Annotated in this window: 30 protein-coding genes; all 30 read right to left on the reverse strand. The window is 68.9% G+C overall.

Annotated elements, in window-relative coordinates; translation table 11 throughout:
* Positions 1-131: 131 nt before the first annotated feature.
* Positions 132-440: a hypothetical protein gene (locus tag ACIBBD_RS01910; RefSeq protein ID WP_399417294.1), complete on the reverse strand. Its 309-nt coding sequence runs from the start codon at positions 438-440 to the stop codon at positions 132-134.
* A 1-nt stretch (position 441) separates the two neighbouring features.
* Complete coding sequence (locus ACIBBD_RS01915) at positions 442-804, reverse strand: hypothetical protein (RefSeq protein ID WP_399417295.1); 363 nt, start codon at positions 802-804, stop codon at positions 442-444.
* The gene (locus ACIBBD_RS01920) at positions 801-1,244 is read right to left on the reverse strand and encodes a hypothetical protein (RefSeq protein ID WP_399417296.1); all 444 of its coding nucleotides are present in this window, start codon (positions 1,242-1,244) and stop codon (positions 801-803) included. Before ACIBBD_RS01920 ends, ACIBBD_RS01915 begins: the two co-directional genes overlap by 4 nt.
* Complete coding sequence (locus ACIBBD_RS01925; protein ID WP_399417297.1) at positions 1,244-1,606, reverse strand: hypothetical protein; 363 nt, start codon at positions 1,604-1,606, stop codon at positions 1,244-1,246. The genes ACIBBD_RS01920 and ACIBBD_RS01925 overlap by 1 nt, the downstream gene beginning before the upstream one ends.
* Positions 1,607-1,637: 31 nt before the next feature.
* Positions 1,638-2,609 (reverse strand): N-acetylmuramoyl-L-alanine amidase, encoded by a 972-nt coding sequence (locus tag ACIBBD_RS01930; protein ID WP_399417298.1) that lies wholly within the window; start codon positions 2,607-2,609, stop codon positions 1,638-1,640.
* Between the two features lie 61 nt (positions 2,610-2,670).
* A complete protein-coding gene (locus ACIBBD_RS01935) occupies positions 2,671-3,273 on the reverse strand; it encodes a hypothetical protein (protein ID WP_399417299.1) in 603 nt (200 codons plus the stop codon).
* A complete protein-coding gene (locus tag ACIBBD_RS01940) occupies positions 3,273-4,007 on the reverse strand; it encodes a hypothetical protein (RefSeq protein WP_399417300.1) in 735 nt (244 codons plus the stop codon). Before ACIBBD_RS01940 ends, ACIBBD_RS01935 begins: the two co-directional genes overlap by 1 nt.
* Positions 4,004-5,095, reverse strand: coding sequence for a DUF5047 domain-containing protein (locus ACIBBD_RS01945; RefSeq protein ID WP_399417301.1), 1,092 nt, complete (start codon positions 5,093-5,095; stop codon positions 4,004-4,006). Before ACIBBD_RS01945 ends, ACIBBD_RS01940 begins: the two co-directional genes overlap by 4 nt.
* A gap of 10 nt (positions 5,096-5,105) precedes the next feature.
* Positions 5,106-7,337, reverse strand: coding sequence for a hypothetical protein (locus tag ACIBBD_RS01950; protein ID WP_399417302.1), 2,232 nt, complete (start codon positions 7,335-7,337; stop codon positions 5,106-5,108).
* 11 nt (positions 7,338-7,348) lie between these two features.
* On the reverse strand, positions 7,349-10,765 hold the full coding sequence (locus ACIBBD_RS01955; RefSeq protein ID WP_399417303.1) for a phage tail tape measure protein: 3,417 nt from the start codon (positions 10,763-10,765) through the stop codon (positions 7,349-7,351).
* A 21-nt stretch (positions 10,766-10,786) separates the two neighbouring features.
* Complete coding sequence (locus ACIBBD_RS01960; RefSeq protein WP_399417304.1) at positions 10,787-11,089, reverse strand: hypothetical protein; 303 nt, start codon at positions 11,087-11,089, stop codon at positions 10,787-10,789.
* Between the two features lie 107 nt (positions 11,090-11,196).
* On the reverse strand, positions 11,197-11,538 hold the full coding sequence (locus ACIBBD_RS01965; protein ID WP_399417305.1) for a hypothetical protein: 342 nt from the start codon (positions 11,536-11,538) through the stop codon (positions 11,197-11,199).
* Complete coding sequence (locus tag ACIBBD_RS01970) at positions 11,535-11,885, reverse strand: hypothetical protein (protein WP_399417306.1); 351 nt, start codon at positions 11,883-11,885, stop codon at positions 11,535-11,537. Before ACIBBD_RS01970 ends, ACIBBD_RS01965 begins: the two co-directional genes overlap by 4 nt.
* 77 nt (positions 11,886-11,962) lie before the next feature.
* Positions 11,963-12,484 carry a hypothetical protein gene (locus tag ACIBBD_RS01975; RefSeq protein WP_399417307.1) on the reverse strand — a complete coding sequence of 174 codons (522 nt, stop codon included), beginning with the start codon at positions 12,482-12,484 and terminating at the stop codon, positions 11,963-11,965.
* Positions 12,485-12,536: 52 nt separating this feature from the next.
* Entirely contained in the window at positions 12,537-12,962 is a 426-nt protein-coding gene (locus ACIBBD_RS01980) for a hypothetical protein (RefSeq protein WP_399417308.1), read from the reverse strand.
* On the reverse strand, positions 12,962-13,243 hold the full coding sequence (locus tag ACIBBD_RS01985) for a hypothetical protein (RefSeq protein ID WP_399417309.1): 282 nt from the start codon (positions 13,241-13,243) through the stop codon (positions 12,962-12,964). The genes ACIBBD_RS01980 and ACIBBD_RS01985 overlap by 1 nt, the downstream gene beginning before the upstream one ends.
* 9 nt (positions 13,244-13,252) lie before the next feature.
* Entirely contained in the window at positions 13,253-13,591 is a 339-nt protein-coding gene (locus tag ACIBBD_RS01990; RefSeq protein ID WP_399417310.1) for a hypothetical protein, read from the reverse strand.
* Positions 13,591-14,136 carry a mobile element protein gene (locus ACIBBD_RS01995; RefSeq protein WP_399417311.1) on the reverse strand — a complete coding sequence of 182 codons (546 nt, stop codon included), beginning with the start codon at positions 14,134-14,136 and terminating at the stop codon, positions 13,591-13,593. Before ACIBBD_RS01995 ends, ACIBBD_RS01990 begins: the two co-directional genes overlap by 1 nt.
* Positions 14,129-14,359 (reverse strand): hypothetical protein, encoded by a 231-nt coding sequence (locus ACIBBD_RS02000; RefSeq protein ID WP_399417312.1) that lies wholly within the window; start codon positions 14,357-14,359, stop codon positions 14,129-14,131. The genes ACIBBD_RS01995 and ACIBBD_RS02000 overlap by 8 nt, the downstream gene beginning before the upstream one ends.
* A 116-nt stretch (positions 14,360-14,475) precedes the next feature.
* Positions 14,476-14,640, reverse strand: a complete 165-nt coding sequence (locus ACIBBD_RS02005; protein ID WP_399417313.1) for a hypothetical protein — start codon at positions 14,638-14,640, stop codon at positions 14,476-14,478.
* 14 nt (positions 14,641-14,654) lie between these two features.
* Positions 14,655-15,944 carry a phage major capsid protein gene (locus ACIBBD_RS02010; protein WP_399417314.1) on the reverse strand — a complete coding sequence of 430 codons (1,290 nt, stop codon included), beginning with the start codon at positions 15,942-15,944 and terminating at the stop codon, positions 14,655-14,657.
* A gap of 8 nt (positions 15,945-15,952) precedes the next feature.
* The gene (locus tag ACIBBD_RS02015) at positions 15,953-16,792 is read right to left on the reverse strand and encodes an HK97 family phage prohead protease (RefSeq protein WP_399417315.1); all 840 of its coding nucleotides are present in this window, start codon (positions 16,790-16,792) and stop codon (positions 15,953-15,955) included.
* Positions 16,793-16,794: 2 nt separating this feature from the next.
* The gene (locus ACIBBD_RS02020) at positions 16,795-18,741 is read right to left on the reverse strand and encodes a phage portal protein (protein ID WP_399417316.1); all 1,947 of its coding nucleotides are present in this window, start codon (positions 18,739-18,741) and stop codon (positions 16,795-16,797) included.
* Position 18,742: 1 nt separating this feature from the next.
* The gene (locus ACIBBD_RS02025; protein ID WP_399417317.1) at positions 18,743-18,976 is read right to left on the reverse strand and encodes a hypothetical protein; all 234 of its coding nucleotides are present in this window, start codon (positions 18,974-18,976) and stop codon (positions 18,743-18,745) included.
* A 4-nt stretch (positions 18,977-18,980) separates the two neighbouring features.
* The gene (locus ACIBBD_RS02030) at positions 18,981-20,684 is read right to left on the reverse strand and encodes a terminase large subunit (protein WP_399417318.1); all 1,704 of its coding nucleotides are present in this window, start codon (positions 20,682-20,684) and stop codon (positions 18,981-18,983) included.
* Between the two features lie 16 nt (positions 20,685-20,700).
* Complete coding sequence (locus tag ACIBBD_RS02035; RefSeq protein WP_399417570.1) at positions 20,701-21,156, reverse strand: phage terminase small subunit P27 family; 456 nt, start codon at positions 21,154-21,156, stop codon at positions 20,701-20,703.
* Positions 21,157-21,267: 111 nt separating this feature from the next.
* Positions 21,268-21,663, reverse strand: coding sequence for an HNH endonuclease (locus ACIBBD_RS02040; RefSeq protein WP_399417319.1), 396 nt, complete (start codon positions 21,661-21,663; stop codon positions 21,268-21,270).
* A 154-nt stretch (positions 21,664-21,817) separates the two neighbouring features.
* Entirely contained in the window at positions 21,818-22,156 is a 339-nt protein-coding gene (locus ACIBBD_RS02045) for a hypothetical protein (protein ID WP_399417320.1), read from the reverse strand.
* Positions 22,157-22,187: 31 nt separating this feature from the next.
* Positions 22,188-22,922, reverse strand: a complete 735-nt coding sequence (locus ACIBBD_RS02050) for a hypothetical protein (protein ID WP_399417321.1) — start codon at positions 22,920-22,922, stop codon at positions 22,188-22,190.
* A 63-nt stretch (positions 22,923-22,985) separates the two neighbouring features.
* A complete protein-coding gene (locus ACIBBD_RS02055) occupies positions 22,986-23,228 on the reverse strand; it encodes a hypothetical protein (RefSeq protein WP_399417322.1) in 243 nt (80 codons plus the stop codon).
* Between the last annotated feature and the right edge of the window lie 87 nt (positions 23,229-23,315).

The raw sequence follows: 23,315 nt of genomic DNA on the forward strand, positions 1-23,315 counted from the left end.
AGCTGTGCGCCCCCTCCCGAAGGAGGGGGCGCTGCTAGTCGTCGTCTTCGGGCGGCGGCCAGGTCGGTTCGCGGAACGGCCAGGGCGACAGCCACAGCGGCGGCTCGTCTTCGGATTCGTCGTCCATGGGCTCACTTCCCCGTGCTATCGATCTTCTTCGCCTTCAGCCACTTCTCGACGGTGGCGACGGTAGCCGGGTCGAGGGAGGCGAGCGCGCGCACAGCGGCCGTGTCGGCAGGACCTGCCTCGATACCGGCGCCAGCGAGCGCAGCAGTCAAGGCGGCGGCTTCCCGCTCGTCGACCGGATCCGCCGTCGGCGGGCCTGGGTCGGGGCGCGGCCTGGGGATGGGCGGCGGGGTGGCGCGGCCGAGGGCGACGAGGCTGTCGATGTCGGCGGCGCCCTCCTGGCGGCGCGGCTCCACCGGGCGCGGATCCGGCATGTCACACTCCCGTCCGGTTGTACTCGTCCACCAGCGGGTGCGGCGGCTCCGGCTCGATCCCGGCCCGATGCATCTGCCGCGCCCACCGGTCCGTCGTCCACGCGAATGCCCGCACGATCGACTCCAGCCTGGACATGCGTCCGCGCAGCAGCCCGTTCTCCTCGTCCACCCGCTTCACCGTCGCCTCCAGCACGGCGAACTCCTGGGCTTTCGCCTGCGGCGCCGCCTGGATGGCCGCCGCCGCTTCGTTGGCGCGGGCCGTGGCCTGGGCTGCCCGGATCGTGGCGCGGGCGACGAACAGCCCGCCCCCTCCGAGGACGCTGCCGGCAGCGCCGATGATTGCCGCCCATTCGCCCACGTTCATGTGGCCGTGCCTCTCCGGGTCAGCCTCGGCGCTGGGGGGACCGAGTACTCGGGCACCGTGGCCGCCCACATGATCACCCCGACGTGACTCGTCAGGTACCAGACTGCGACGAACCCGCCGCGGGAGTAGTCGCCGGTGATGACGGCGACGGTGTAGGCGGTAGCCCACACGGTGGGGGGAATGAGCGCGGCGAGGAAGCCGAGCCCGTCGCGGCCGACCCTGAGGAAGGCGCTGGCCAGGGTGGCGAGGCCGCAGATGATCCACAGCCAGGCCCAGTGCTGTAGGGAGCACATGCTGGTGAGGAGTTCCAGGCCCTGGTCGCCGGGTGGGTCGACGAGGAACGAGATGCCCCAGCAGGTTTTGCCAGTGCCGAGGATGAGGAGGAAGCAGCCGCGGCGGCCGACGGCCTTGTACAGCCGCCGGGCCGCACGGCTGGGCATCACACCGCCCGGGGCGGTTCTGCGGCGGCTGGCGTGGAGGGGCTGGCCGGGGAGACCTGGCCGCGGGTCAGGAGTCCAAGGCCTGCGAGGACGACCGCGTTGAGGGCGCCGATCTTCTCGGCGGACAGTTCGAGGCCGTAGGCGGCGAGGAGCGCGGCGACGGCGGCGACGAGGCCGGTGAACGCGCTGGGCGCGATGGGCCGGGTGACGACGGCGGTCGCGGCGGCGAACACGGCGCTGATGACGGCGACGATGGTACCGGCCTGCTCGGCGGACAGCCCGAACTGGAAGGTCACCAGCAGGGACAGGCCCGCGGAGATAACGGCGATGATGAGAGCCGGTTCGCGGCCGAAGATTCTCATGAGGGTTCTTCCTTCTGTGGTCGGGCGGCGGTCAGGCGGTCCAGTAGGGGCCGGACGCGACGCGGTGGAGGAGCGTGACGGGCTTGCTGTCGGGGCTGATGGCCCGGACCTGGAACCACAGCTTCTTGCCCGCCGGGATCGGCTGGCTGTGGGTGAACTGGTGGCCGCCGCCGCCCCGCTTGTCGATGACCAGGGAGTTCGACGGGCTGCTGCCGTCGGCGTTGGTCAGGTAGAACACGCCCTGCACCTTCGTGTCGGGGCTGGTCGCCGTGTTGAAGTACAGGTGCACGGTCAGGTTCAGGGACGAGACCGGCCCGGCGAGGATGGCGCCCTCGTCCTTGAAAGCGAGGGGCACCCACTTGCCGGAGTCCAGTTGGACGTCGATCGGGTTCGAATCGTTGAGGACAGCGGGCACGTCGGACTCCTCGATGGGCGCGGGAGCGGTCGGGCTTGGGGTGGTCTGCGGCGGAGCAGCGCCGGTCGCGCGGGCGACGATGCCCGGAAACACGACCTCTCGGAACTGGCGGACCCGGGCGTCGCCGGGGCAGCTGGTGCCGGACGTCGACCACTGCGGGAACAGCCGGTGGTAGCCGAAGCCCGGGTCGTCGTGGGTGCGGCAGATCCGCAGCGGGATGCCGTGCCGCTGATGCAGCCACACCCCGAGCCGGATGAGCATCTCGACCTGCTCGGGCGTCCACGGGTCGGTGCCCTTGGTGTTGGAGGCCGTCTCGCAGGACACGGCGCCGGTGCCGTCCGGTCGCCGGTTGGCTCCCGCGTTGGCGTCCGCTCGCGTCTCGGTGCCGATGAACTGGCCGAGGTCTCCGGCGTAGCCGAGGCCGAAGTGCGATTCCAGGCTGGTGCTGTCGCGCCAGTACTCGTAGGTCCGCTTGGCGGTCCACGGGGCGATGATGCTGTGGACGATGAACTGCGTCGGCCGGATCGCGGGCTGCGAGTCCGATTCCGGTTGGAGCTCGTATCTCGTGGCGAACGGGCACCAGGCCATGTGCCCTCCTCGGGGCATAAAAGAGGCCCCGGTCCGGGGCGCGGGCGGGTTGTGCGGGTGGTCAGGCGGCCGGGTTGGTGATGCGAATGCCGTCCAGCCAGACCTTGCCGACGCCGGAGCCGGCTTCGATGGGGACGGAGACGGTGAGCGTGCCCGACGAGGCGACAGTGATGCGGGCCGTGTAGTGGGCGCTGCTGCCCGCCGGGAAGGTGCGGCCGGTCACGGGCCTGTGCGCGCTGTTGAAGGTGAACATCGTCGTGGTCGCGTTGGGTGCGAGGGAGCTGATGTTGATGGCGCCCTCGTACTCCCACACCTCCGTGCCCAGCAGGCTGATCTTCCGCATGCGCGGGGGCGGCGTCGACGCGGAGAAGCCGCCCGCGTAGGAGCCCAGTGATGACAGGGGCGTCCAGTCCATGATGAGCGACGGCTGCGCCACCCACTGCGTGCCGTCGTAGGTGTACAGCAGGTTGGTGTCCTTCAGCCACGTCGTCATACCCTCAAGCGGAGAGGTGATGGTGGCCGCCCGGGCGGACGCGGAGTTGAACCGCATGACGGTGAGCTGGACGATCGCGTCGGCCAGGTTCCGTGCGAGCACCTCCGCGTTAGGCGCGTCAGACAGGGCGGCGACGACGACGCCCTGGCCGTAGGAGTCGGTACCGGCCATCAGGCGATCCTCCTGAGCTGGAGCCACGAGTGCTGGCGCACGACGGTGGCTGTGGCGGAGCTGCTGTTCTGGGCCCAGGCAAGCGTGATCTGCCCGGTACCGGTGACGACCGCGGTGCCGGTCGGGATGCAGGCCACGACGTTGCCGGTGCCGACGCCGGCGACTGGCAGCGTCGACACGCTGAAGTCGGTCAGAGCGCCCCAGCGTGCGGTGGCTGCGAACGTGGTGTTCGAGGCGTCGGATCCGCCGGGCCACCAGGCGCCCGTCGTGCTCGCCGGGGCGAACCACCCCAGCTTCAGGTCGCCGGTGGTGTCGGCGTCATACAGGATCAGCGCCTGCACTTGGTACGTGCCCGCGACGACGTTGATGCTGAGGTGCGGGTCGGCGGCGATCGCCGTCGTCGATGCGCGGGAGGTGTTGGCCGTTTTACGGGCGACGACCGTGCTGCCGAGCGTGAAGCCTCCGGTACTGCCGCGGCCCCAGGCGAGCCAGTTCCCGCTGCTCTCCTGGGTGATGTAGATGAGGTCGCCGGCGGTGGGCTGCAGGTAGGTCTCCATGCAGCGGATGGCGGGGATGTCCGCGGTATCAACGGTGCCGTCCGCGTTGACCACGGTGACGGTGGCCATCTGCCAGTCGGAGCCGCGCACCGACCGTGTCCGCTCCCCCGTGCGCTTCGCCTGCTGCTTGAGCGCCCAGGCGAGATCGCGGTGCGTGCCAAGGGAGGACTTCGTCATGCGTCCTCCTTGGCGCTGATCGTCGTGATCGGGAAGTCGCCGCCCTCGCTCAGTGGCACAGAAAATGAGGCCACCTGCTGGAGTTCGCGGCTGCCGTCCGGGTGGACGATCCGTATGACGTCCCCCGGCTCCAACGCCGGGTTGGGCAGAGAACTGATGTCGCCGGTGGCGTTCGGGGCCTTCGCCTGCGCGAGCTTCAGCGTGGCCGCGTTCGTGCAGGCCGCGACCGTGGTCAGCGTCGGACTGCTGTAGAACAGGGGCCGGCGCCCGTAGGGGCCGCCCCAGTAGGTGGGGCTCGACGTGTCCGTGTCCACCACCAGCGCGGAGACCGGGGCCACGTTGTCGCTGGCGTTCTCCCCCCTCGCCAACACGCCGTTGTAGACGCGGTCGGAGGTCATGCCGCGGGTGGCGCGGATGTAGGCGCCGCCCTCCCCCGCCGCGATCTCCCACACCGGGGGTGTCGTCAGCAGGTCGGGCAGGACAGCGATCGTCGGAGTGCCGTCAGCGGAGAAGTACACCTCGGCGCCGGCGACGGCGGCGATCTCCTGACAGCCCGCCCACGGGTCCGCCTCCACCGCGAAAGTTCGCCGCCCGATCGCCGCGTCGCTGATGGTCGAGACGATCCCGGCGGACGGCAGGGATCGCTGCACCATCGAGGTAATCGCGCTGACCACCGTGCCCGTGACGCTGAACGCGGCGGTGAACTTGTCATCCTGGATGACTGCCGCCAGGTCTTTCCCCTGCAGCGTGACCGGGCCCTCGCTGACGTCGCCCTCCACACTGTCCAGCCGGAACAGGCCCAGAGGCACCAACTCGCTGGTGCCGTCGCCGTAGTCGACGCCGCGGCTGATACGCAGCTGAGCTCCGTACACGGCGAGCTGGTCCGTTGGCGTGCGCGGAATCAGGTTCGGGTCTGCGACGGTCACGGAGCAGGTGCGGCGGATGGCCTGCCCGCGGTCCACCGTCACCGACCCGCCCGTGTGCGGCAGATCGACGACGCTGCCGTCCGTCAGGAACAGCTGGACGCTGGTGGCGACATGGTGTGATTCGGTGATCCGCTGCAGGAACCGGTCGGAGACGGGATACACGACGCCTCCCCTACTTTGGCCGGTTGAGGAACACGTCCTCCCAGGTGGCGTACTTGGCCAGCACGTCCGCCCAGGTCGCGTTCTCGGCGAGGATGTCCTGCCAGGTGCGGCCCGCGGCGCCGTTCACGCCGACCTCGACGGGCATGTCCGCCTCGGTGAGCGGCAGCGTCCACAGCCGCCACTCCTCGTGGGCGAGCGCGCCCACCCGGGCCTCGGTGATCTGGCCGACGGTGACGTACATGTCGTCCACGCCCATCCCCGGCGCCGCCTGCCACAGCAGCGTGTTGCCGGAGCCGAGCAGGAGGTGGAGGGCCTCCCGCTCCTGATCGGAACGGGTGAACACGGTCAGCTCCCCCTCAAGGCCCTGCCGCGTGCCGCTTAGGACGACCTTGTTGCGGCGCCCGCGGACCACGTAGGCGGACTGCTCGATGGGCCGCTGCCAGTCCGGCGCCCGCGCCACCATCACCTGCACGTTGCGGGTCGGGTAGCCGGGATCCTTCAGCCAGGCGAGGTTGGCGTCGTCGTGGTCGAGGGTCACCACCGCGGAGGACCGGGTCCCGTTCAGCACACCAGCCGACGTGTACAGCTCCACGTAGTAGTAGACGGGCACCTCAAGCGGCGCCTCATGGTCCTCGATCACCAGCAGGTCGGAAGTGATGACGTCCCGGTCGATCAGCCCGGACGGGCCGCGCACCAGCGTGCGGGTACCGTCCGCCGTCACCCGGTACACGCTGACCAGCCCGTCGACGGGAAGCTCCCGCAGCGTCAGCGTGGTGTAGGCGTCCGTGTCGTCCTCCGCGACTGCCGTCAGCGGCAGCACCTGCCACAGCGCGGCAGCGTCCATCCACAGCGACGTCGGTGCCGTCCCGGCCACGCCGACGACCTCGACCGCGGCCTTGGCCGTGCCGGCGGGGGCGACCGCGTCCGTGGTCATCGCATACCAACTGCCGGCGGGCAGGGAGTAGGCGGTGCCAGTGGATACGCCGAGGTCGACGTTGGAGGCGTCATACCAGCGGATCTTCACCGTGATCGTGGTCCACGAGCCCGTGTTCAGGCGGCACACGATCTGCGCCCGCCAGTTCAGACCCACCGGATTCGACAGTGCGAAGATCGGCGACCGCCACGTCGACGACGTCGCTGTCGCCGACGACACAGCCAGGGCGTAAGTGCCGCCATAGGCGGCTACCCCCCACGGCGTCGAGCGGGCCGCCGTCGCCACCCCTGAAGTGACGGTCCAGCCGCCCGCGCTCTGCTCGAATGAGGCGTTGGCGTAGGGGATGACCGTGCCGGCCATGGTGGGCGGACTCACCCGGAGCACCGCGGTCTCCACCCGCAGCACCTGACCGGCCGTCGCGCTGTCGATCCCGACCGCCAGGCCGGCCGCCGCCGCGTTGGCGGGTGCGATGTCCGACACGATCTGCCGGTAGTAGCCGGTGCCCGGCGGCGCGAGTGTGGATCGCGTCGCCTGGATCTGGGTGCCGCCGCTGTCGTAGAACCGCAGCTCCACCCAGACGGTGCTGGCCGACGTCGGCGGGCTGAGGTAGATCCAGCCGAGGTACTCCGTCCCCGGCGTGACCGCAGGCCTGGCCGTGGTGCGCATGACCGCGTTACCGCCGGCCGTGGCGGTCATCGCCACTACCGGGCCACCCGCGTAGTACCAGGTCACACCCCAGTCCAGGGGCGGAACACTGCGGGAGATCGTGCAGTTCGTGTCGACCGTCCACCCGGATGCGTCGACGTCACCCGACTCGCTATTGAAGTCGAACATGTTCGACGGCGTGCGGAACGGCAGACCCAGGTAGACGTTCTCGTAGTAGGAGAAGACAGCACCCGCGGCCGGCGTGGACGACAGCAGCACCTGCGCCTGCGTCGCCCCCACCGGCGCCGTCCCCGCCACCGCGATCCGATGCCACGACGCCGAAGCCGACGCCGTCGTCAGTGACCAGGTGATACTGACCTCGGAGCCCGTCGACGACAGCCAGCGGATCCCGATCCGTTCCGGCACCGTCGCACCCGACGCGTCCGCGAACGCCTGGTACAGCGTGCCCGCGGTGACCGGATACGACGAGACGGTGCGGGCCTGCATCTCCCCCGCCGCCACGCTCCGGACCGAGAGAACACCGTCCCCGCTCCTGCCGCCCGTGCCCTTCGACAGCGTGCAGTTCACCTTGGCCGTCCACCCGGAGATCGACGGATCCATGCTCGCCGTCGACGCGCTGAGGAGATTCCCGGGGATCGCCAAGAGGCACCTCCTCAGCTCGCGTCGATGAACTGGATCAGACTCTGCTGGCCGGCCTGGACACGGCCGTCTGCGCGGGCGTCGACGTAGGCGGAAAACTCGCGGCCGTCGACGACCAGGCGCAGCCGGTCGCCAGCTTGCAGGCCTGCCCCGCGGCTCGAGGCGGCGGCGGACATGACGCGCCACTGGCTTGCCGTGAGCACGGCTTCTGGCTGCCCGGTGGCGTTGACCGCCGCGGTGATACCGGGGCGCAGCCACCCGCCCGAGTCGTACTTGCCGGGCACGAAACCCCACCGGGACGTGAACAGCGACGAGTTGTACCCGCGGGCGCTCTTCCCGATGACGACGCCGTCCCCGCCACGGCTTTCGACGTTGACGCCGTTGAGCGTGCCGGCCGTGTGGCCGACTCCCGCATTCGTAATGCCGATCATGAATGGGGAGCGGGCGCCCCTGACCCAGCCGGCCGGGCCTGACGATCCGAACGCGCCCGTCGCCCAGCGGCGGACGTTCGGTCTCTGCCCGCGGATCACACCCTCGATGGCACCCATGAACCCGGAGCAGTCGAAGCCGGCTGGGCCGACGCCGCCCCAGATGTACGGCTTGCCGTTCTGTGCGCGCGCCCAGGACAGCGCCCGCTGGTAGCCGCCGCCACCGATCCCCGCGGCGGACAGCTTCTTGTCGGCCTCACCGGAGAAGTTCACGATGGTTTTGATCATGCGTTTCGGGACGCCAGAGATCATGCTGCGATACACCGACGCGGAACCGGAGATTTTGTTGATCAGCGGCTTCACGACCTTGTTGAGGCCGGCCACTGCCGACGCCTTGATACCGTCCTTCAGCCACGACACCCCGCTCTTCGCCAGGTCGACGCCCTTCGATGCGGCGCTCTTCACCCAGCCGAAGATGCCGCCATCAGCAAAGGCTGGCATGCCCCCCTGCACCATGCGGCGGATCGCGCTCACACCGCCGGACCGGGCGGCTGCGTTCATCGTGTTGACGTAGCCGGGGCCGACCGCGCGGGTCCACTCCGGCCGCATCACCGCCTCGCCGCCCGACAGGGCAGCCAGATGCACATCCCGGCCGGGCGTGTAGCCGGGGAGAATACCTCCTGTGGCGAACTTGTATTCCGGGAGCTTGGGGGCTCCGAAGGCCCCCGCCACGGTGTTCCAGACGCCCCGAAGTTTGCCGTACACGGTGTTTACGACGAACTGGACCGGTGCCTTGGCGATGCTTTTTACCTTGTCCCAGGCAATCTTGATCGCGTTCTTGGCTGCCTCGAACGCCTTGCCGAGCTGGCCGGTCGCCGTCTTCATCGCGTTGAACGTGAGCTTGACGCCTGTGTTCCAGACGGTGGAGACGACGTTCTTGATGCCGTTCATGGCGGGCGCGATGGCCTTTTCCCACAGCCACTTTGCCCACCCGCCGACCGTTTTCAGTCCCGCGGTGAAGTAGCCGAACACGACCTTCACGCCCGCCCACGCTAGGCCGACCACCGCGAGGATCAAGTCGAAGACCGGCTTGACCGCCTTGTAGTAGAGCCACATCACCCAGCCCCCGACCGTCTTGAAGCCAGCCGAGACAAGGGAGAAGTACAGCTTGACGCCAGACCACCACAGCCTGAAGGCGCCGACGATCCAGCCGATGACGGGCGAGATGACCTTCTCCCACAGCCAGACCGCGGCGGCACCCACCGCACGCAGGGCGGTCATGACAAGGCCGACGTACAGCTTCACCCCGGTCCACCACACCTTGAACGCAGTGAGGAAGACCACGCCGTAGATGGTGGCGACGATCCGGGCCGCGGTGGAGATGAACCCGAACACGGGCTTCAGCACGGTGTTCCACAGCCACAGCGCGCCTGTCGCAACGGCCTTCCAGCCGATGATCAGCCCATCGATCATCGGCTTGAGGATCGTGTTCCACGCCCACATGGCGGCCGTCTGGATGCCCTGCCAAGCGGCCATGACGATGTTCTTGAAGGTCTCGGACTTCTTCCAGGCGATGACCAGCGCGGCGCCGAGGGCAACGACCGCGATCGCGATGAGGACGAACGGGTTGAGCGCCATCACGGCGTTCAGCAGCGCCTGCGCCGCGGCGAATCCCTGGGTGACTGCCGTTCCGGTCAGGATCGCGGCCCTGTACACGCTGAACACCGCCGTGACGAATCCGGTGGCGATGGCCTGCGCGTTCAGGGCGATGGTGATGCCGCCGATGAGCAGCGCGATAGGCGCCAGCCAGACGCCCCACTCGCGGAACCAGCGGCCCGTCGCGGCGATAGCGTCGCCCGTCCAGCGGATGCCTGCGATCAGGCCCTGCAGGGCGGGCAGGATGACGGTCTGCACGACGGTACCCAGGCCGCTCATCAGCTGGCGTTGCAGGATCTTCAATTCGGTGGCGGTGTTGCCGCGGATCGTGTCGCCGACCTCCTTGGCGGCTCCGCCCACCTTCCCAAGGCCGGCCGCCGCTGAAGACGGGTCCATGGCCAGCAATGCAGCGCCGAGATCTTCCGCCTGGGTTCCAAAAAGGGCAACAGCGATCCGGGACTGCTTGACCGGATCCTTGATACCGCGAAGCCGATCAAGAGTGATGTCGAGAACGGCGTTCGCGGAGGATCCACCCTTAGCGAAGTCCTTCGCCATCTTCACGCCACTCAGTCCAAGGTCGTTGAAGCCCTGGGCTGAGCTGGCAGAACCGTCGACCGCACGGATAGAGAACTCCTTGATGGCGTCCGCCGCGATATCCGAATCGCGAGCACCCGCACGGATCGCCTGGTTCAGCAGGCCGATCGCTGTGGCCCCGTCCAGCCCGGCCTTGCGGAACTGAGTGGAGTACTCGTTGACGGTGTCCATGAAGTCGCCGGCCTTGTCGGCGGACGACTGCAGGCCCTTGGTGAGCAGGTCCAGCGCGGCCGGGGCGTCCTTCGCCAGCCCGGTGCGGATCAGCTGGGTGGCCGCGTTGGTGGTGCCCACCAGATCCTGGTCGAACGTGGACGCCAGGTCTGCGACCTTCGTGGTGATCGACTCGATGGCCCTGGTCGTGGCCTTCTCGTCGATGAGGCCCGAGCCCATGACGGCCCGCACGGCTGCGGCACCGTCTTCGAAGGAGTCGACGACTGCACGGGAGTAGAGGCTTCCGGCGACTTCCCCGGCCTGCTTCGCGCCCTTCCCGGACAGGCCGAGCTGGGCGGACAGCCGGTCGGCCATCCGCTCCTTCTCCACCGCGGAGACCGTGGCCGCAACCAGGACGGCGCCGGCGGCAGCGCCAGCCACTGCCAGGCCGGCCTTCCACTTCTCGCTGAACGCGGCGCCGGACTGCTGACCGGCCTGGTCGCCGGCGTCCCCGGCAGGACCGATCAGCTGGCGGCGCAGCTCGTCCGAGATGCCCCGCACCGATGGGATGATCTGCAAGGTTGCGTAGCCGACGGTGGGCACCGGTCACCTCCGATGTCCGTGTCAGGCGATGCGCCCCTCAGCGATGGCCTTCTCCCGCTCTCGCTTCCGGCGACGTGCGTCCTCCAGCTTGGCGAGCCGCTCTGGTGAGCTGCTCCGGCCGGTCTGCTTCACCCACCAGCGCGGGTAGGGCTTCGGTTTCTTCGGCTTGGCCTTCTTGTCGTCGGTGTTGGCCAACGCGAAGTGCCAGTCGAGGGTGCTGACCGCGTCGAAGAGGTCGGCCAGCAGGATCTGCTCCCCGCTGGGTTCAGGGATGCCGCCGTTGACTGCGGCACTCGTTGCGGACTCCGGGGACAGGCCCTGCACGTAGCTGGACAGCTCCCGCCAGGTGAGGTTCCCGGTGTAAAGGTCACGCAGGCGTACCCCGTACTCGCGGCGCAGGTCGGCCTCGAGGGCTCTGCCGTGCCTCCGGATCAGCTGCCGGAGGCTTCGGATTCCCCCGGCTCCAGCCCGCAGTGCTTGCGGTACTCGCCGAACAGGGCCTTCATCTTGAACTGGGGCAGGCGGACCTTACGGAAGTCGTCCCACTGGTCGCCCAGGGCGGCCTTGAAGATGCTCACCATGGCGGCCACCTCGCCGCGCTCGACGGCTTCGACGAGGTCCCACACGTCCAGGGCTTCCATGTGGGCGAAGTCCCAGCGGCGGCCGTCGAAGTGGACGCGGAACGGTGTCAGGTTGCTCTCGGCCTTGACGGCGTCGAGGTTGAAGTCGAACGGCTGGTCGTCAGCCGGCCTGGGCGCGGTTCGGGTGGTCATGTGCGGTTCTCACTCTCGGGTGTTGCGGGCTTGAGGATCTGCACGTTGAGCGCGGGCAGGGTCAGGGTGACCAGGCCTGCGCCGTCAGGGCTGAGGGTGACGGCCATCTGTTCGGCCTGGATGATCCAGGGGAACGGTTTGCCGTCGATGTGGATGTCGCCGCCCGGCTGGATGACGATGCTCTGCGCGACTGGCACCTCGGCCTGCTTGGCGGGACGCTGCTGGTCGGCGAGGAGGGAAGCGACGACGCGGCTGCGCAGGTGGCGCGGCAACTGCTGGCCGTCCTCGATGAGGCCGAGCCGGACGGCCTGCGCGTGGATCTCGACGTCGGTGAACGACAGGGGCATGGCGCGGTTTCCCCTCGTGCGCGGTCACGGGTGGAGCCGGGGCGCGTCGAACCGCGCGAACGCCGCGCCCCGGCCGCTCAGGTCCCGTCCGTGAACTGACGCTTGAACAGCACCTTGCTCGACGTCGGGAAGATGGTGGCCACCAGGGAGTAGGCGGTCAGGTCGGTCTCGTTCTCGGTGATGTCGCCGTCGACGTCGACCTCCGCGTACTGGGCGGTGATCAGCCGCTTGACGATGTCGCCCTCGCGGGTCTCGAACGCCAGCTTGATCCGCTCGGGCTTCGGGACGATGAGCTCCGTCTCGGAGCTGCCCGGCCAGATCAGGCTGCGGGTGGTTGCGTTGTCCTCCAGCACGGTGAAGCTCTTGGTGAGCTTGAAGTGCGCGCGGGAGGTGCGGACCAGGATGCCGCCCCACGCGTACTTGTCGTCCCTGTCCTCGTCGCGGGACTCGGTGAAGCCCTCGTCGCCGTTGAGGAGACCTACCAGCCCCCACTCGACACCGAACGGGTCGTCGATGGTGGCGGGGTCGGTTGCGGTGAGCGGCCCGACGTACACATCGGCGTCGGTCCACAGTGAAGCGTTTGTCGGGTCGCCGGCCACGGCGGACCTCCTCGTGTGTAGCAGGGTGGAAGTGAGCGCGGTTCGGCGAATGTCAGGCGAGGACGTCCGCCCGGACGTTCGCGTTGACGGTGAATGTCGACAGGTCGACGCCGGAGTCGGGATCGTTGGCAGGCAGCGGCCCGCCGTTCGGGCGGATCGCGGACAGCACGCTGCCGTCGTGGCAAATCAGGAGCCCCTGGCAGAGCATCGCCAGGTCGTGGGCCTGGTCGGCATCCGCGTGCCACACCGTTACCCGGAGCAGCACGCGCGACATGGCCATAGAGGAGTGCGGGCTGTCGCCGTCCTTACGGACCAGGACGAACGGCAGCAGCGGATCCTCCGGGGAGCGGACCGTCGGCACACGGGTTCCGACCGAAACCCCTGCCGCGAACGGCTCCGACCGCCCCGTCAGAGCCGTCCGCAGCAGCCCCGCACCCGCGGCCTGCGTGTCCTTGAAGACAACGAGAGGCTTGGCCATCAGCCGCCCCAGGCCTTGAACTCGAAGCCGGCCTCGCTGACCGACCGCGTGATCACGCCATCCCGGGCCTGCCAGCCCATGCCCTGGACGTGTGCGATCGTCACGCTCGCGGCCCCGCGGTCGGTGGTGTACGTCCGCAGGGTCACCGACGTACCAGGTGGCAGCTTCGCGCGGATACGGGCCCGCACGTCCTCGGCGGCCTGGTCCACCATCTGCCGGACCTCGTCACTGCGCAGAACCTCACGCACGCCTGCAGCGTCCAGGCGGAAGTCGACCAGCATGGCTGCCTCCTATCCGGTGGCGCGCTTGATGACGAACTCGATGTGGTGAACCGCGTCGGTGAACAGGTCCGGCCAGCGGGCCACCTCGCCGTCCACCTCGAACAGGTCCCCGTTCCATTCGATGCGATCGGTCGCGACGATGTCGGGGGCCGTTCCTTCAGCGGACTGCACCCGGTAGCCGGTGACGCTCAGATCGCGCTGCTCGTCAACGTCCTCGCTCTGGCCGTTGGGCTGGATGTTCAGCCCCGTGATGGTGAGCGAGGCGGGGTTGGACCAGTCCGGGACGGTGTTGCCGCCCCGGTCGGTCTTCTCCCCTGCCCGCAGCCGCACCGCGCTCTGGTTGAACATCACGGCCGGTCACCCCGGTTCAGCTGGTAGCGCTCCACCGCGGCCGTCCACTGCGCGGTCACCCCGATCGCGGCCTGCACGCCGAACGTCACCGACTGCCCGCCGACCGTCTTGGTCTGCACGCCCGGATCAATCCGGTACAGGGCGCGCGCCTGGTCGACGACGACCTCCTGAATGTCCTCCGGGATGACCGCATAGCCGTGGTCGTAAGCACCACGGATACAGCGCAGCCGGTCCGGCCAGACGCCTCCCAGACGGCGCAGGAAGCCGTCCACCGACCAGTCGAAGTCGGTGACCTCGGTCAGCGCCACCCCGTCCAGGGTGACCGAAGAGACGGCCAGGACCGGAGCCGCGGGCAGCAGCACCGACTCGCGGCCGTTGCCGTCCAGGACAAAGGCGTCGCCGGCGACGAGCGATACGGGGTGCCGCACGGCGCCGCGGAAGCGGCGGGAAGCTGCGGTCAGCGCCCACACCAGCTTCGGGTCCGTCGGCTGGACGCCCAGCGAGGCGGCGAGCTCTTCCGGGTCGGCCAGGAGATCAGCCATCGCCCTTGTCGGAGCTGGTACGAGCCTTGTTCTGCGTCGTGCGGGCCTTGGTCGGCGTCTTCGTCTCGGTCGGCTCCGCAGGCTGGTCCGGGATCTCCATCTCGGTCTCCTGCTGCGGCGCGTCGAGAACGCCGAGCCGCTGGGCGTCCTCCTCGTTGAGCTTCATCGTGGTCGTCACGCCGGAAGGCGTGGTGACCTCGTACTTCTTCAGCGGTCCGCCCACGGCGGCCACCTCCATTCGTTCGTCGACGGGAGTGGTGTCCGGGGCCGCCCCGCAGGCAGCGTGAGCGGCGCCGCACATCGGGCAGCGGCCCCGGACGGTCCGTGAGTTGACCAGCATCAGGAGGACTTCATCAGCCCAGCAGCACGCAGGGCCGCCAACAGGGCGTTAATCTTGTTGGCGCAGTCGGTGGCCGTCGCCGATCCCGGCGTCGGGATGTCGGCGACCGCCGCGGCCTGCTTGCCCTCACGCGCCTTGCCAGCGCCGTCGTTCAGGTACGCCATGACAGGGCCTCCGATCAGGCGGTGAGGTCGATCTCGACGAACGCGTTGGGCTGGATGACACCGAACGCGGCCCGCATCTCAGCGAGGATCGCGACCATGTTGCGGATGAAGAAGTTCGCGTGGCTGTCCGAGATGGTGATGGACGCCTGCTCGCGGTCCCACAGGACGGCCTTGCGAAAGTCGCCGACGTAGCCGGTGCCCGCCGGGACGGCCTCCGTCTCGATGACCGGCAGCCCCCACAGGGTGCCGGCCGTGCCCAGCCCGGACGGTCCGCCGAAGTAGAAGCGGGCCTCGTTGTCCTGCAGGAGGTCGATCGCCTCCAGGTCGGACGGGTTGAACAGATAGGCGTTCGGCGTGGAGCGGCCGACGAGGCGCACCTTGGTGCGGGCCTTGCGGGTCGTGGTCAGCAGGTTGGTGTCCCAGGCCTGGGCCTGCACGCCGCTGACGTTCGCGAGGCCTTCGAGGTTCTCGCCGGTGCCGTCGCCGGACACCATCTGGTCCTCGAGCTCCTCCTCCAGGCCGTAGCGGAGGAAGGCGTCGATGATCGACCGGACCTGCGCGGCGTCGCTGAGGGCCCGCTTGGTGAGCGGGATCCAGTGGGCGATCGTCCGCACGGGCGTGGTCACCTTCGCCCACGCCAGCGCGCTCTCGGGCTTGACGCCGTTCGCGGCGTTCATGGTGCCCGGGTCCGCGGTCGCCGTCGACTCCGCCACCGGTGCGGCGTTGTTCGTCTGCGACGTCATCCGCACGTACTCGATAGTGTCCGACGTGGTCGTCAGGTTGGTGACCATGTCCCGCAGCCGCAGGGGCCGCTGGAACGCCAGCTGCCCGACCTGCAGACCCATCATCTGGGGGGTGACGAACGCGCCGCCGGACGTGTCCGAACCGCCGGTGACGAGCGCCTTGTAGCCGACCGGCCGGGACTGCACCCGGTGGTCCTTGCCGAACACGCCGTTCGGGGCTGACGCCATCAGCGCCTGGTACTCGCCCGACTTGACGAACGACTCGCCCAGGGACGCCTTGGCGTCCGGGATGACCAGGCCGGAAGGGGTGCGGCGCTCGCCGGACTTCTCCTGCAGCTCGACGCCCTCGCCGAGGTCGGCGAGCGCCTGCCGCATGGTGGCGGTCGCCTTGGCCTTCTCCAGACCGGCCTTGGCCTCCTGCGCCTGGTCCATGTGCTGCTTGACCTGGGCGCGCTCGTCGTCGGTGAAGTCGCGGCCCTCGTCGTCGGCCTTAGCCGCGATCGTCTGGGCCTGCATCAGGTGGTGCTTGAGCTGGTCCTTCAGCTCCTCGATCTTGTTCACGGCTCTCCTCATTCCGTAAGCGAGGAGACCTCGGCCGCCAGCGCGGCGAGATCTGATTGCAGACGGAGCGAGGCGGGGCTCGGGCCGGCCGGAGCTTCCTTGGCCGCAGGCTGCTGCGGCGAGGGCGTCTCGGGCGGGACAGGCGTGGCCTTCTCTTCGTCGTCCGTGCTGGAAGACAGGGAGTCCAGCAGCTCCTTGGCGAGGCGTCCGATCTCCCGGACGCGCTCCTCGTTCTTCGCCGACAGCGTCCTGCCGGCCTTCGCCGCCATCGCCCCCGTCAGGGCCTGGCGAAGCTCTTCGGTCTGCGCGGCGGAAGCGCCTTCGACCGCGATGCGCATGGTGGCGCCGTCGGCGGACTTCACGTCCAGCAGTTCGGTGGCCTGGTTGGCGCCGATCAGCGTGGGGCCGACCTCGTAGAGCTTGAGCTTGCGCAGCTCGTAGTAGCCCTCGCCGTCCTTCTGGTCGACCCACGCGCCCTCCTCGACGTCGTAGGCGAACGAGAACTGCGTAACGCGGCGGCCTTTCAGCAGCTTGTACACCTGCGCGGCCTTCGTGCCCGGCTCGGTGTCGATGCGGGCCTTCACCCACAGACCCTCCGGACGCTCCTCGGCCTCCAGCACCTCACCGATGTGGTACTCGGGGTCGTGGCTCATGTGCGACCACAGCACCGGGATCGGGTCGCCGCGGCCCTTCCACTCGGCGAGGGTGTCCGCGAACGCCCCCGGCGTGATCTTGTCGCCGACGCTGTCGAGGTTGTACGCGGCGACGATCGCCTCGAACGTTCCCTCGTCAGTGCCCTCATGCTCGCCCGCCGCCTTGATGCGCACGGGGCAGCTCTTGATTCGCATCCTCACTCCTGCGCGTAGTCGAGACGGCAATTGCAGTTCGCGGTTTCCTTGGCCTCGCCCTTGCCGTCGCCGGGCCACCGCAGGCCGTTGCTGAACACGTCGTCGAGGCTCACGGCCTCGCCGTCCTGAGCGCGGTGAGACGGCCGCGGATTCGTTCCGCCAGTCCGCCAGATCTTCTTCGTCACACCGGACACCCCGGCCGCGTCATGCGAGCCAAAGCTGCGGGCCTCTGTAGCCGCCGTCCGCGCCCGCACGGACGCCGCGACCGCCCACAAGCCGGCCGCATGCTCCAGCGCCGCCCGCCAGTCATCGCCCGGATCCGCCTGCGCCACCGCGACCGCGTCCCGGCCGGCCTCCTCGTGCTGGGCGGCATGCGACTCTGCCGCGGCCAGCAGCCACGGCAGCATGACCTCCGGATCCCAGCCCGCAGCCTCTGGGTTGAAGTCGTCCAGGACACCCCACGCGCCGAGCTGGGCGATCCGAAAGCCGTGCTCAGCAAGCAGCGCCTGCAGTTCGGCGAGACGATCCTCCGAGCCTTCGTCCCACCAGGCCAGCAGGTCCGGCGGACTGTCGGCCTTCACTCCGGCCCGGGACAGCAGGCGCGCCGACTGACGGTTCGTCCACCGCTCCAGCGCGCCCGTGAACGCCTCAAGCTCCTCGTCGAAGTCTCCGAGGTCCGGCTTGCTGGTTCCGGCCGCCTTCACCAGCATCGGGCGGCCCCGCGCTTTTGGGAGCGCCGCCGCCTGCGGGGCCGAGTCCGTCGGCGAGGCCTGACCGCCGACCAGAACGTTCATCGGGGTGATCAGGTCGTTGCCGCCGTCGATCTGCGGCAGGTTCATCCGGGCTCGCGCCTCGTTGCGGGTCAGCCACGGGGCACCGACAGCGGTCTGCAACTGCTGCGCCTGCTCCTCGAAGGAACCGCGCAACTTCTCCTGCAGATTGAACTCAACGTACACGTCATCCGAATCCGGCAGGTCGGGGATGAGCTGGAGCCCGATCTCCTCCTGGATCATCGTCAGCCACGGGCCGAGGGTGTCCTGGTAGAGCTGCTGGTGCTGCTCTTTGATGTTGGAGAAGGTGGCGTTGTCGAGGATCCCGACCATCGGCAGCGGGATGTGATAGGCCGCCGCGACCTCCTCGCGGGTGAGCTTGCGCGCCTCGATGTACTGGGCCTTCGCCGGATCGATCGCCAGCTGCTCGTACTCCATGCCGTCCTCGAGGATCGGCGTCCCACCGCCCTGCGTATACGAGCGCCAGCCCTCCTTGAAGCGGGCCCGGGCCTCCGGCGCCCACTGCGGGGCGTCCTTGGGTCGCATCAGCACCCCGGACAGCCGGCCGCCGTTGCGCCACATCTGCTCGCGCGCCCGGTTCGCCTCGAACTCCTCGGCCAGCAGCGACCGCAACGAGTCGATCGGAGACGAGCCCGTCCGCAGATCCACCGGGTCATAGCCGTGGAAGTGCACCACCTGATCCGGCTGCAAGGTCAGCTCCCCGCGCGCACCCTGCACGGTGAACGCCTCGGGCTCCAGCCAGTTGTCGCCCTCGATCGTCATCCGCGACGGCGGGATCGGGATCACACCCAGCAGCTCGCCAGAGTCCATGCGGACCTTCACCCAGTAGGCCACGTCGTAGATCGCTATGTCGCTGACCAGCCGCTCGATCAGCCGGTAACGGGTCAGTCGTGCACCCGGGGCAGCCAGAATCCTCGGCAGCGGGTGGTCCGTCAGCCGTTCCCGGTCCGTGTCCGACACCCGGCGGAAAGCGTGCAGCCCGAGCTGGGCAATGTTCCTGGCCAGGAAGCTGACCACGGTGCGGATCTGCGGCTGAACCTGGTACAGGTGCGCGTACTCGCGATACACCCCATCGGCAAGCTGCACGTAGGCCGCAGGAGCCATGAGCGGGGAGATCGATACGGCCGACAGCTGCCCCTGAGAGACGACGAACGCCACGTCAGCCTCCCGTCACGGCCTGAATGAACTCAACCCTCGACCGCTCGACGATGACCTCGCCGTCCATCGGCGTATCCGCCGCCCCGTGCTGCATCAACGTGACGTCCCGCAGCACCAGCAGCGGGCCCCGCTTCGCCCACAGCACCCCGGCGAACGCCTTGTCCGCCAGGTTCACCACCACCCGCTTACGCACCGCGGTCCGGCGCCACGGAAACCAGCCCCACACGACGGCCACCCCCTCACACGACCTCCAGGCCGCCGTCCTCGTAGGCCGACTTCTGCACCGGCTCGCGTACCAGAGCCTCCGACAGGGCAGTCACCGCCGCCGAAACGGCGTCGATCTTCTCCGCTGAGCGGGCCTTGTCGGGCTTCACGTTCCCCGCCGGGTCCATCGCCACGGCCAGGTTGTCCACCATCCACGTCACCGCCGGGTTCCCGCCGTGCCGGAACAGCGGCGCCTGCGGAGTCCCCTTCAGCAGCAGCCGCTGCAGCTCCTTCAGCGGCGGCGACATGGTGACGAAGCCCTGCCGAACCTTCACCATCGGCGCCTCGTCCTCGAGGAGCTTGTTCGTCAACGGCGTCGCGTTCCACGGGTCGAAGCCGATCGACCGGACGTCGAAGGCGTCCATGTCACGGTCGATCTGCAGCCGGATGTAGTCGTAGTCGGCGACGTTCCCCGGTGTCGCGACCAGCAGGCCCTCACGCACCCACACCGACGCAGCGCCCGCCGTTCGCTGGTCCAGCGCCTCGACGTTGTCCTCCGGCGTCCACAGCCTCCAGATCGCATCGAAGCCACCCCGTTCGTCGTCCGGAAACAGCCAGCACAACGCGGACAGGTCCGATGTGGAGGCAAGATCGAGGCCGCCATAGGCCTCCCGGCCAGCCAGCCGCGCCTCATCGACCATGCCGGCGTTGCGGTTCCACGACTCCAGCGTCAGGAACTTCGTCTCCTGCTTCGTCCGTCGGCCCAGGTGCAGACGCAGGAACTTCGCCAGGTCCGCGGGGCTCTGCTTCGCCTCGTCGGACTTCGCCTGCAGGTACGAGCGCGTCGGAGAGACCCCGTAGCCCGGGTTCGCCTTCCGCCACGTCGCCTCGACATGCGGATCGTCTTCCTTCTCCGCCGCCCACACCACTCCGTACACCGACGGCGCCGCGAACACCCTGCGGGCCAACTGCTCCACCCGCTTGCGCTTGCGGTCGTACACCGACTCGCGCTTACCGGAGTCCGCCGTGGTGATGATCACGACCAGAGGCTGACGCCTCGAACCGGTCCCCGTTTCGATCGTCTCCACCAGCTCGGGCGTCTTGTGCTCGTGCAGTTCGTCCACGATCGCGCAGTGGATGTTCGCCCCATGCTGGGCCCCCGCCACTGACGCAATCGGCTTGAAGTACGAGCCGGACCGCTTGTGAAGGATCTTGTCCTTCAAAGGCAGCACGTGCTTCTTCAGCGCCGGGGCCGCCTCCGCCAGCTTCTTTACCGGCTCGAAGACGAACCCCGCCTGCTCCTTCGTTGTCGCCGCAGTGATGACCTGCGCGCCCTGCTCGCCGTCCGCGCACGTCATATAGATCGCCAAGCCGCCGGCCAGCGTCGACTTGCCGTTCTTGCGCGGGACGTCCACATACAGCTCGCGCACGATCCGCACGTAGCAATCGGCGTCCTCATCCCAGCGAACCCAACCGAAGACCGGCGCCAGAACGTAGGCAACCTGCCACGGATCGGGCTTCAGCGGCTGCCCCGCCCACTGCCCCTGCGTGTGCCGCAGCTTCGAGAACGCGTTGAGTACCTTGTCGACCCGCTCAGGATCGAACACGGCACCCGGCGTCTCGCCCGGCGACGGAGTCTGCACCAGTGGCGGACAGTCCGGCAGCGGAATCCCCCGGTCACCCAGATACCAGGCGATCTCCGGGGCCAGCTTCAGCCGCTCCAACTCCGCCGCGTCCACACCCGCGGTCTGCTTCCTACGCGAACGGGTTGTCGTCCTCGCCGCCATCGTCGGCCCCCCTCGCGAGGGCCTGCTCCGACGACGGGGTCAGGCCAAAGTGCACGGCGAACGATCGAAGCTCCCGGCCGGCGTTCCTCGCTATGCCCACCGCCGGATGCGGCAGCGTGCCCTGCTTGGCCTCGATCGTCAGGCCCTCCTTGTGTTGCTGCCGGATCGCGTCCACGAATGTCGCCCACGTCTCGCAGTACGCCACCAGGACCGCCCGGTCCTCTTCCTTCAGAATGTCCAGCCGCGTCAGCCCCGGCACCACGCGACGCCACTCCGCCTTCGCCTCAGCGCTCAACCACGACGGAGGGTTCGGGGCGATCCGCCTGAACGCCGGACCCGGATTGACCGGCCGGCCGCCGGAGTCCTTGCCGTCACCCTGCCCCTTCAGGAGCTTCAGGGCCGCGGGCTGTGCAGTACGGGCCATGATCACGACCCCCTATCCCGAATTCTGAGTGCAGGTCTTTTTCACTGACCGCGGCGGGCCCCCAGGCGATCACGTCAGGGATTCTGACCCCCCTTACCCGGGGCCAAAGGATCAAAAGTCTTCCAGATTGAGATCACGCCGGAGAGATCGTTGCCTGTTCGCCCGGGCGGCTTCTGCCTTGGATTTGATCTCGTGGTCTTCCGGGCAGATCAGTCCGAGGTTGTCGAGGTCGCGCGGTGATCCGTGCTCGGAGATCGGGGTCTTGTGGTCGAGGTCGAACGTCTCGCCTTCTTCGGCCTCGCGTCCGCAGACGTAGCAGCAGTCGTTGTCCCGGCGTGCGACCTGCCGCTTGAGGCTGCGCCATGTGCCGGAGCTGATGCCGTATCGGTCCTGCTTGCGTGGCCGGTTGGCCCAGGGTTGCGGCTGGTGTTCGTCGCATCGGCCGCGGTTGGTGGCGAACGCCTTGCAGCTTGCGGCTCCGCATCGGGTGGGTGGGGCAACGGGCACGGCCACCTCCCCACAGGTGTGAGCCAGCCCCGGCTCGAGGGTGAAGTCGGCCGGGGCTGGGGTGTGACTCCCCCGGGTGGTGGTGGAAGAAGCCCCCGGCCCACCCTGCCTTGCCCACCCCGTTGACCATGGTGGCGCATCCGTGGGCTGAGGGTCAGGTGTTGGCGAGCTTGTAGGCGGTGAGCTTGAGTTCGGCGTTGTCGACGTCGATCTGGAGGGTGGTGCCGTAGTAGCGGACCGGGAATGGTCCGATGCGGCGGGTGGAGGAGGTGGGGATGGACCAGGTTTTAGCGGTCGTGGTTTGCCCGTCGATGGTGTTGGCGAAGTTCGCGGATACGGTGCGGGCGACGGTGGAGCCGCTGTTGCGGACCTCGAGCCATACCAGGCCGTCGTTAGTGACGCTGTGGTTGTTGGTGGCGTCGCCGTTGACCTCGGTGGCCGGGGCGACGCCGCTGCGGGTGATGAGGGTGACGGGTACGTTGACGCGCGGCATGGCGCCTCCTAGGCGGTGGTCTGGTCGTCGTTCATGAGGCGTTCTGCCGCAGGTACCAGTTGGCGATGAGCTGTTTCAGCCCGGGTTCGTCGAAGGGCGGCGTGAACTTCCCGGCGTCGGTCGCGTTGTAGTAGCCGCCGTTCGGGGAGCAGAGCAGGGGCCGGGTTCCGGTGGCGGTGGTCACGCACTCGTAGGACTCGACGGTGCCGTCGCCGTCTTTGTCGTAGTTGGGGTGGTCGAGGCCCAGCACGTGCCCGAGCTCGTGCGAGACGGCGTTGGCCCGGTAGGCGTCGTTCCGCACCGGGTCGGTGGAGAACCAGCAGCAGCTGCTCCAGTACTCGGAGTCCATCAGCATGTGCCCGCCCCACGCGGACCCATTGGCGATCTCGTAGCAGGCCCGCGCCTGGCTCATCCCTTTGACGCCGATCGGCTGGTAGCTGTAGTGGACGACGATGCGGTGCCTGGGCGGGCAGGCGTCGGCGGGGGTGACGTCGATGGTGTCGGTGACCTTGATCTGCACGCCGGTGATGCTGGTGACCTGCGCGGCCGGCTTCGCCAGGTACGGCTTGATCTTCGACCGGGCCGTCGTGTCGGCGAACACGATCTCGTAGGGGTCGGGGTTGAGGCTGTAGATGCCCTGGCTGGTCCAGATCTTCCAGCCGCGGCCGGAGTAGACCGGCGTCTCGGCTGCTTCGGCAGACGGGGCGGAGAACAGCAGCAGGATCGAGGCCACGGCCGTGACGGCGAGAGCACGCAGGGAGGGCACGATCACCTCCCGGCAGGATGGGCCCCGCCGTCCGTGACGGGGGCGTAGCGGACGGCGGGGAGATCAGGCGGCTTTGGGTGCCCTCTGCGGCATGGGCCGGTAGGTGCGGGCGCGCTCGCGTATCTCGGGGAGGGCGTACATCGTTTTGTACTCGTGCCCTTGGCCGGCGAGTTGGCCGTTGCCCTGGAAGCGCTGGATTTTGCCGCGTCGGGCCCATTGACGGATGACCTGGCCGGGGACGCCGGTTGCGGCGACGGCTTCGTGCTCGTAGACGAGGTCGTCGGGGTACAGCTCGGTCGGGTGCATCGGGCCTCCCCGGGGCATGCAAAAGGCCCCCGGCAGCAGCTGGGGGCCTTAGAGGCTTGCGGGCACACGTGTCCTGCCCTGGGGGCA

Source organism: Streptomyces sp. NPDC051315 (genome assembly GCF_044455165.1).
GTDB lineage: Bacteria > Actinomycetota > Actinomycetes > Streptomycetales > Streptomycetaceae > Streptomyces.

What these genes read in the sequence shown, in the direction of transcription:
- ACIBBD_RS02015 (WP_399417315.1), bottom strand. Translation starts at nt 16,792, where the DNA reads ATGCGAATCAAGAGCTGCCCCGTGCGCATCAAGGCGGCGGGCGAGCAT.
- ACIBBD_RS01910 (WP_399417294.1), bottom strand. Translation starts at nt 440, where the DNA reads ATGCCGGATCCGCGCCCGGTGGAGCCGCGCCGCCAGGAGGGCGCCGCC.
- ACIBBD_RS01920 (WP_399417296.1), bottom strand. Translation starts at nt 1,244, where the DNA reads ATGCCCAGCCGTGCGGCCCGGCGGCTGTACAAGGCCGTCGGCCGCCGC.
- ACIBBD_RS01935 (WP_399417299.1), bottom strand. Translation starts at nt 3,273, where the DNA reads ATGGCCGGTACCGACTCCTACGGCCAGGGCGTCGTCGTCGCCGCCCTG.
- ACIBBD_RS01985 (WP_399417309.1), bottom strand. Translation starts at nt 13,243, where the DNA reads ATGCTGGTCGACTTCCGCCTGGACGCTGCAGGCGTGCGTGAGGTTCTG.
- ACIBBD_RS01940 (WP_399417300.1), bottom strand. Translation starts at nt 4,007, where the DNA reads ATGACGAAGTCCTCCCTTGGCACGCACCGCGATCTCGCCTGGGCGCTC.
- ACIBBD_RS02005 (WP_399417313.1), bottom strand. Translation starts at nt 14,640, where the DNA reads ATGGCGTACCTGAACGACGGCGCTGGCAAGGCGCGTGAGGGCAAGCAG.
- ACIBBD_RS01990 (WP_399417310.1), bottom strand. Translation starts at nt 13,591, where the DNA reads ATGTTCAACCAGAGCGCGGTGCGGCTGCGGGCAGGGGAGAAGACCGAC.
- ACIBBD_RS01965 (WP_399417305.1), bottom strand. Translation starts at nt 11,538, where the DNA reads ATGACCACCCGAACCGCGCCCAGGCCGGCTGACGACCAGCCGTTCGAC.
- ACIBBD_RS02055 (WP_399417322.1), bottom strand. Translation starts at nt 23,228, where the DNA reads ATGCACCCGACCGAGCTGTACCCCGACGACCTCGTCTACGAGCACGAA.
- ACIBBD_RS01930 (WP_399417298.1), bottom strand. Translation starts at nt 2,609, where the DNA reads ATGGCCTGGTGCCCGTTCGCCACGAGATACGAGCTCCAACCGGAATCG.
- ACIBBD_RS01915 (WP_399417295.1), bottom strand. Translation starts at nt 804, where the DNA reads ATGAACGTGGGCGAATGGGCGGCAATCATCGGCGCTGCCGGCAGCGTC.
- ACIBBD_RS01925 (WP_399417297.1), bottom strand. Translation starts at nt 1,606, where the DNA reads ATGAGAATCTTCGGCCGCGAACCGGCTCTCATCATCGCCGTTATCTCC.
- ACIBBD_RS01980 (WP_399417308.1), bottom strand. Translation starts at nt 12,962, where the DNA reads ATGGCCAAGCCTCTCGTTGTCTTCAAGGACACGCAGGCCGCGGGTGCG.
- ACIBBD_RS01970 (WP_399417306.1), bottom strand. Translation starts at nt 11,885, where the DNA reads ATGCCCCTGTCGTTCACCGACGTCGAGATCCACGCGCAGGCCGTCCGG.
- ACIBBD_RS01995 (WP_399417311.1), bottom strand. Translation starts at nt 14,136, where the DNA reads ATGGCTGATCTCCTGGCCGACCCGGAAGAGCTCGCCGCCTCGCTGGGC.
- ACIBBD_RS02035 (WP_399417570.1), bottom strand. Translation starts at nt 21,156, where the DNA reads ATGGCCCGTACTGCACAGCCCGCGGCCCTGAAGCTCCTGAAGGGGCAG.
- ACIBBD_RS02045 (WP_399417320.1), bottom strand. Translation starts at nt 22,156, where the DNA reads ATGCCGCGCGTCAACGTACCCGTCACCCTCATCACCCGCAGCGGCGTC.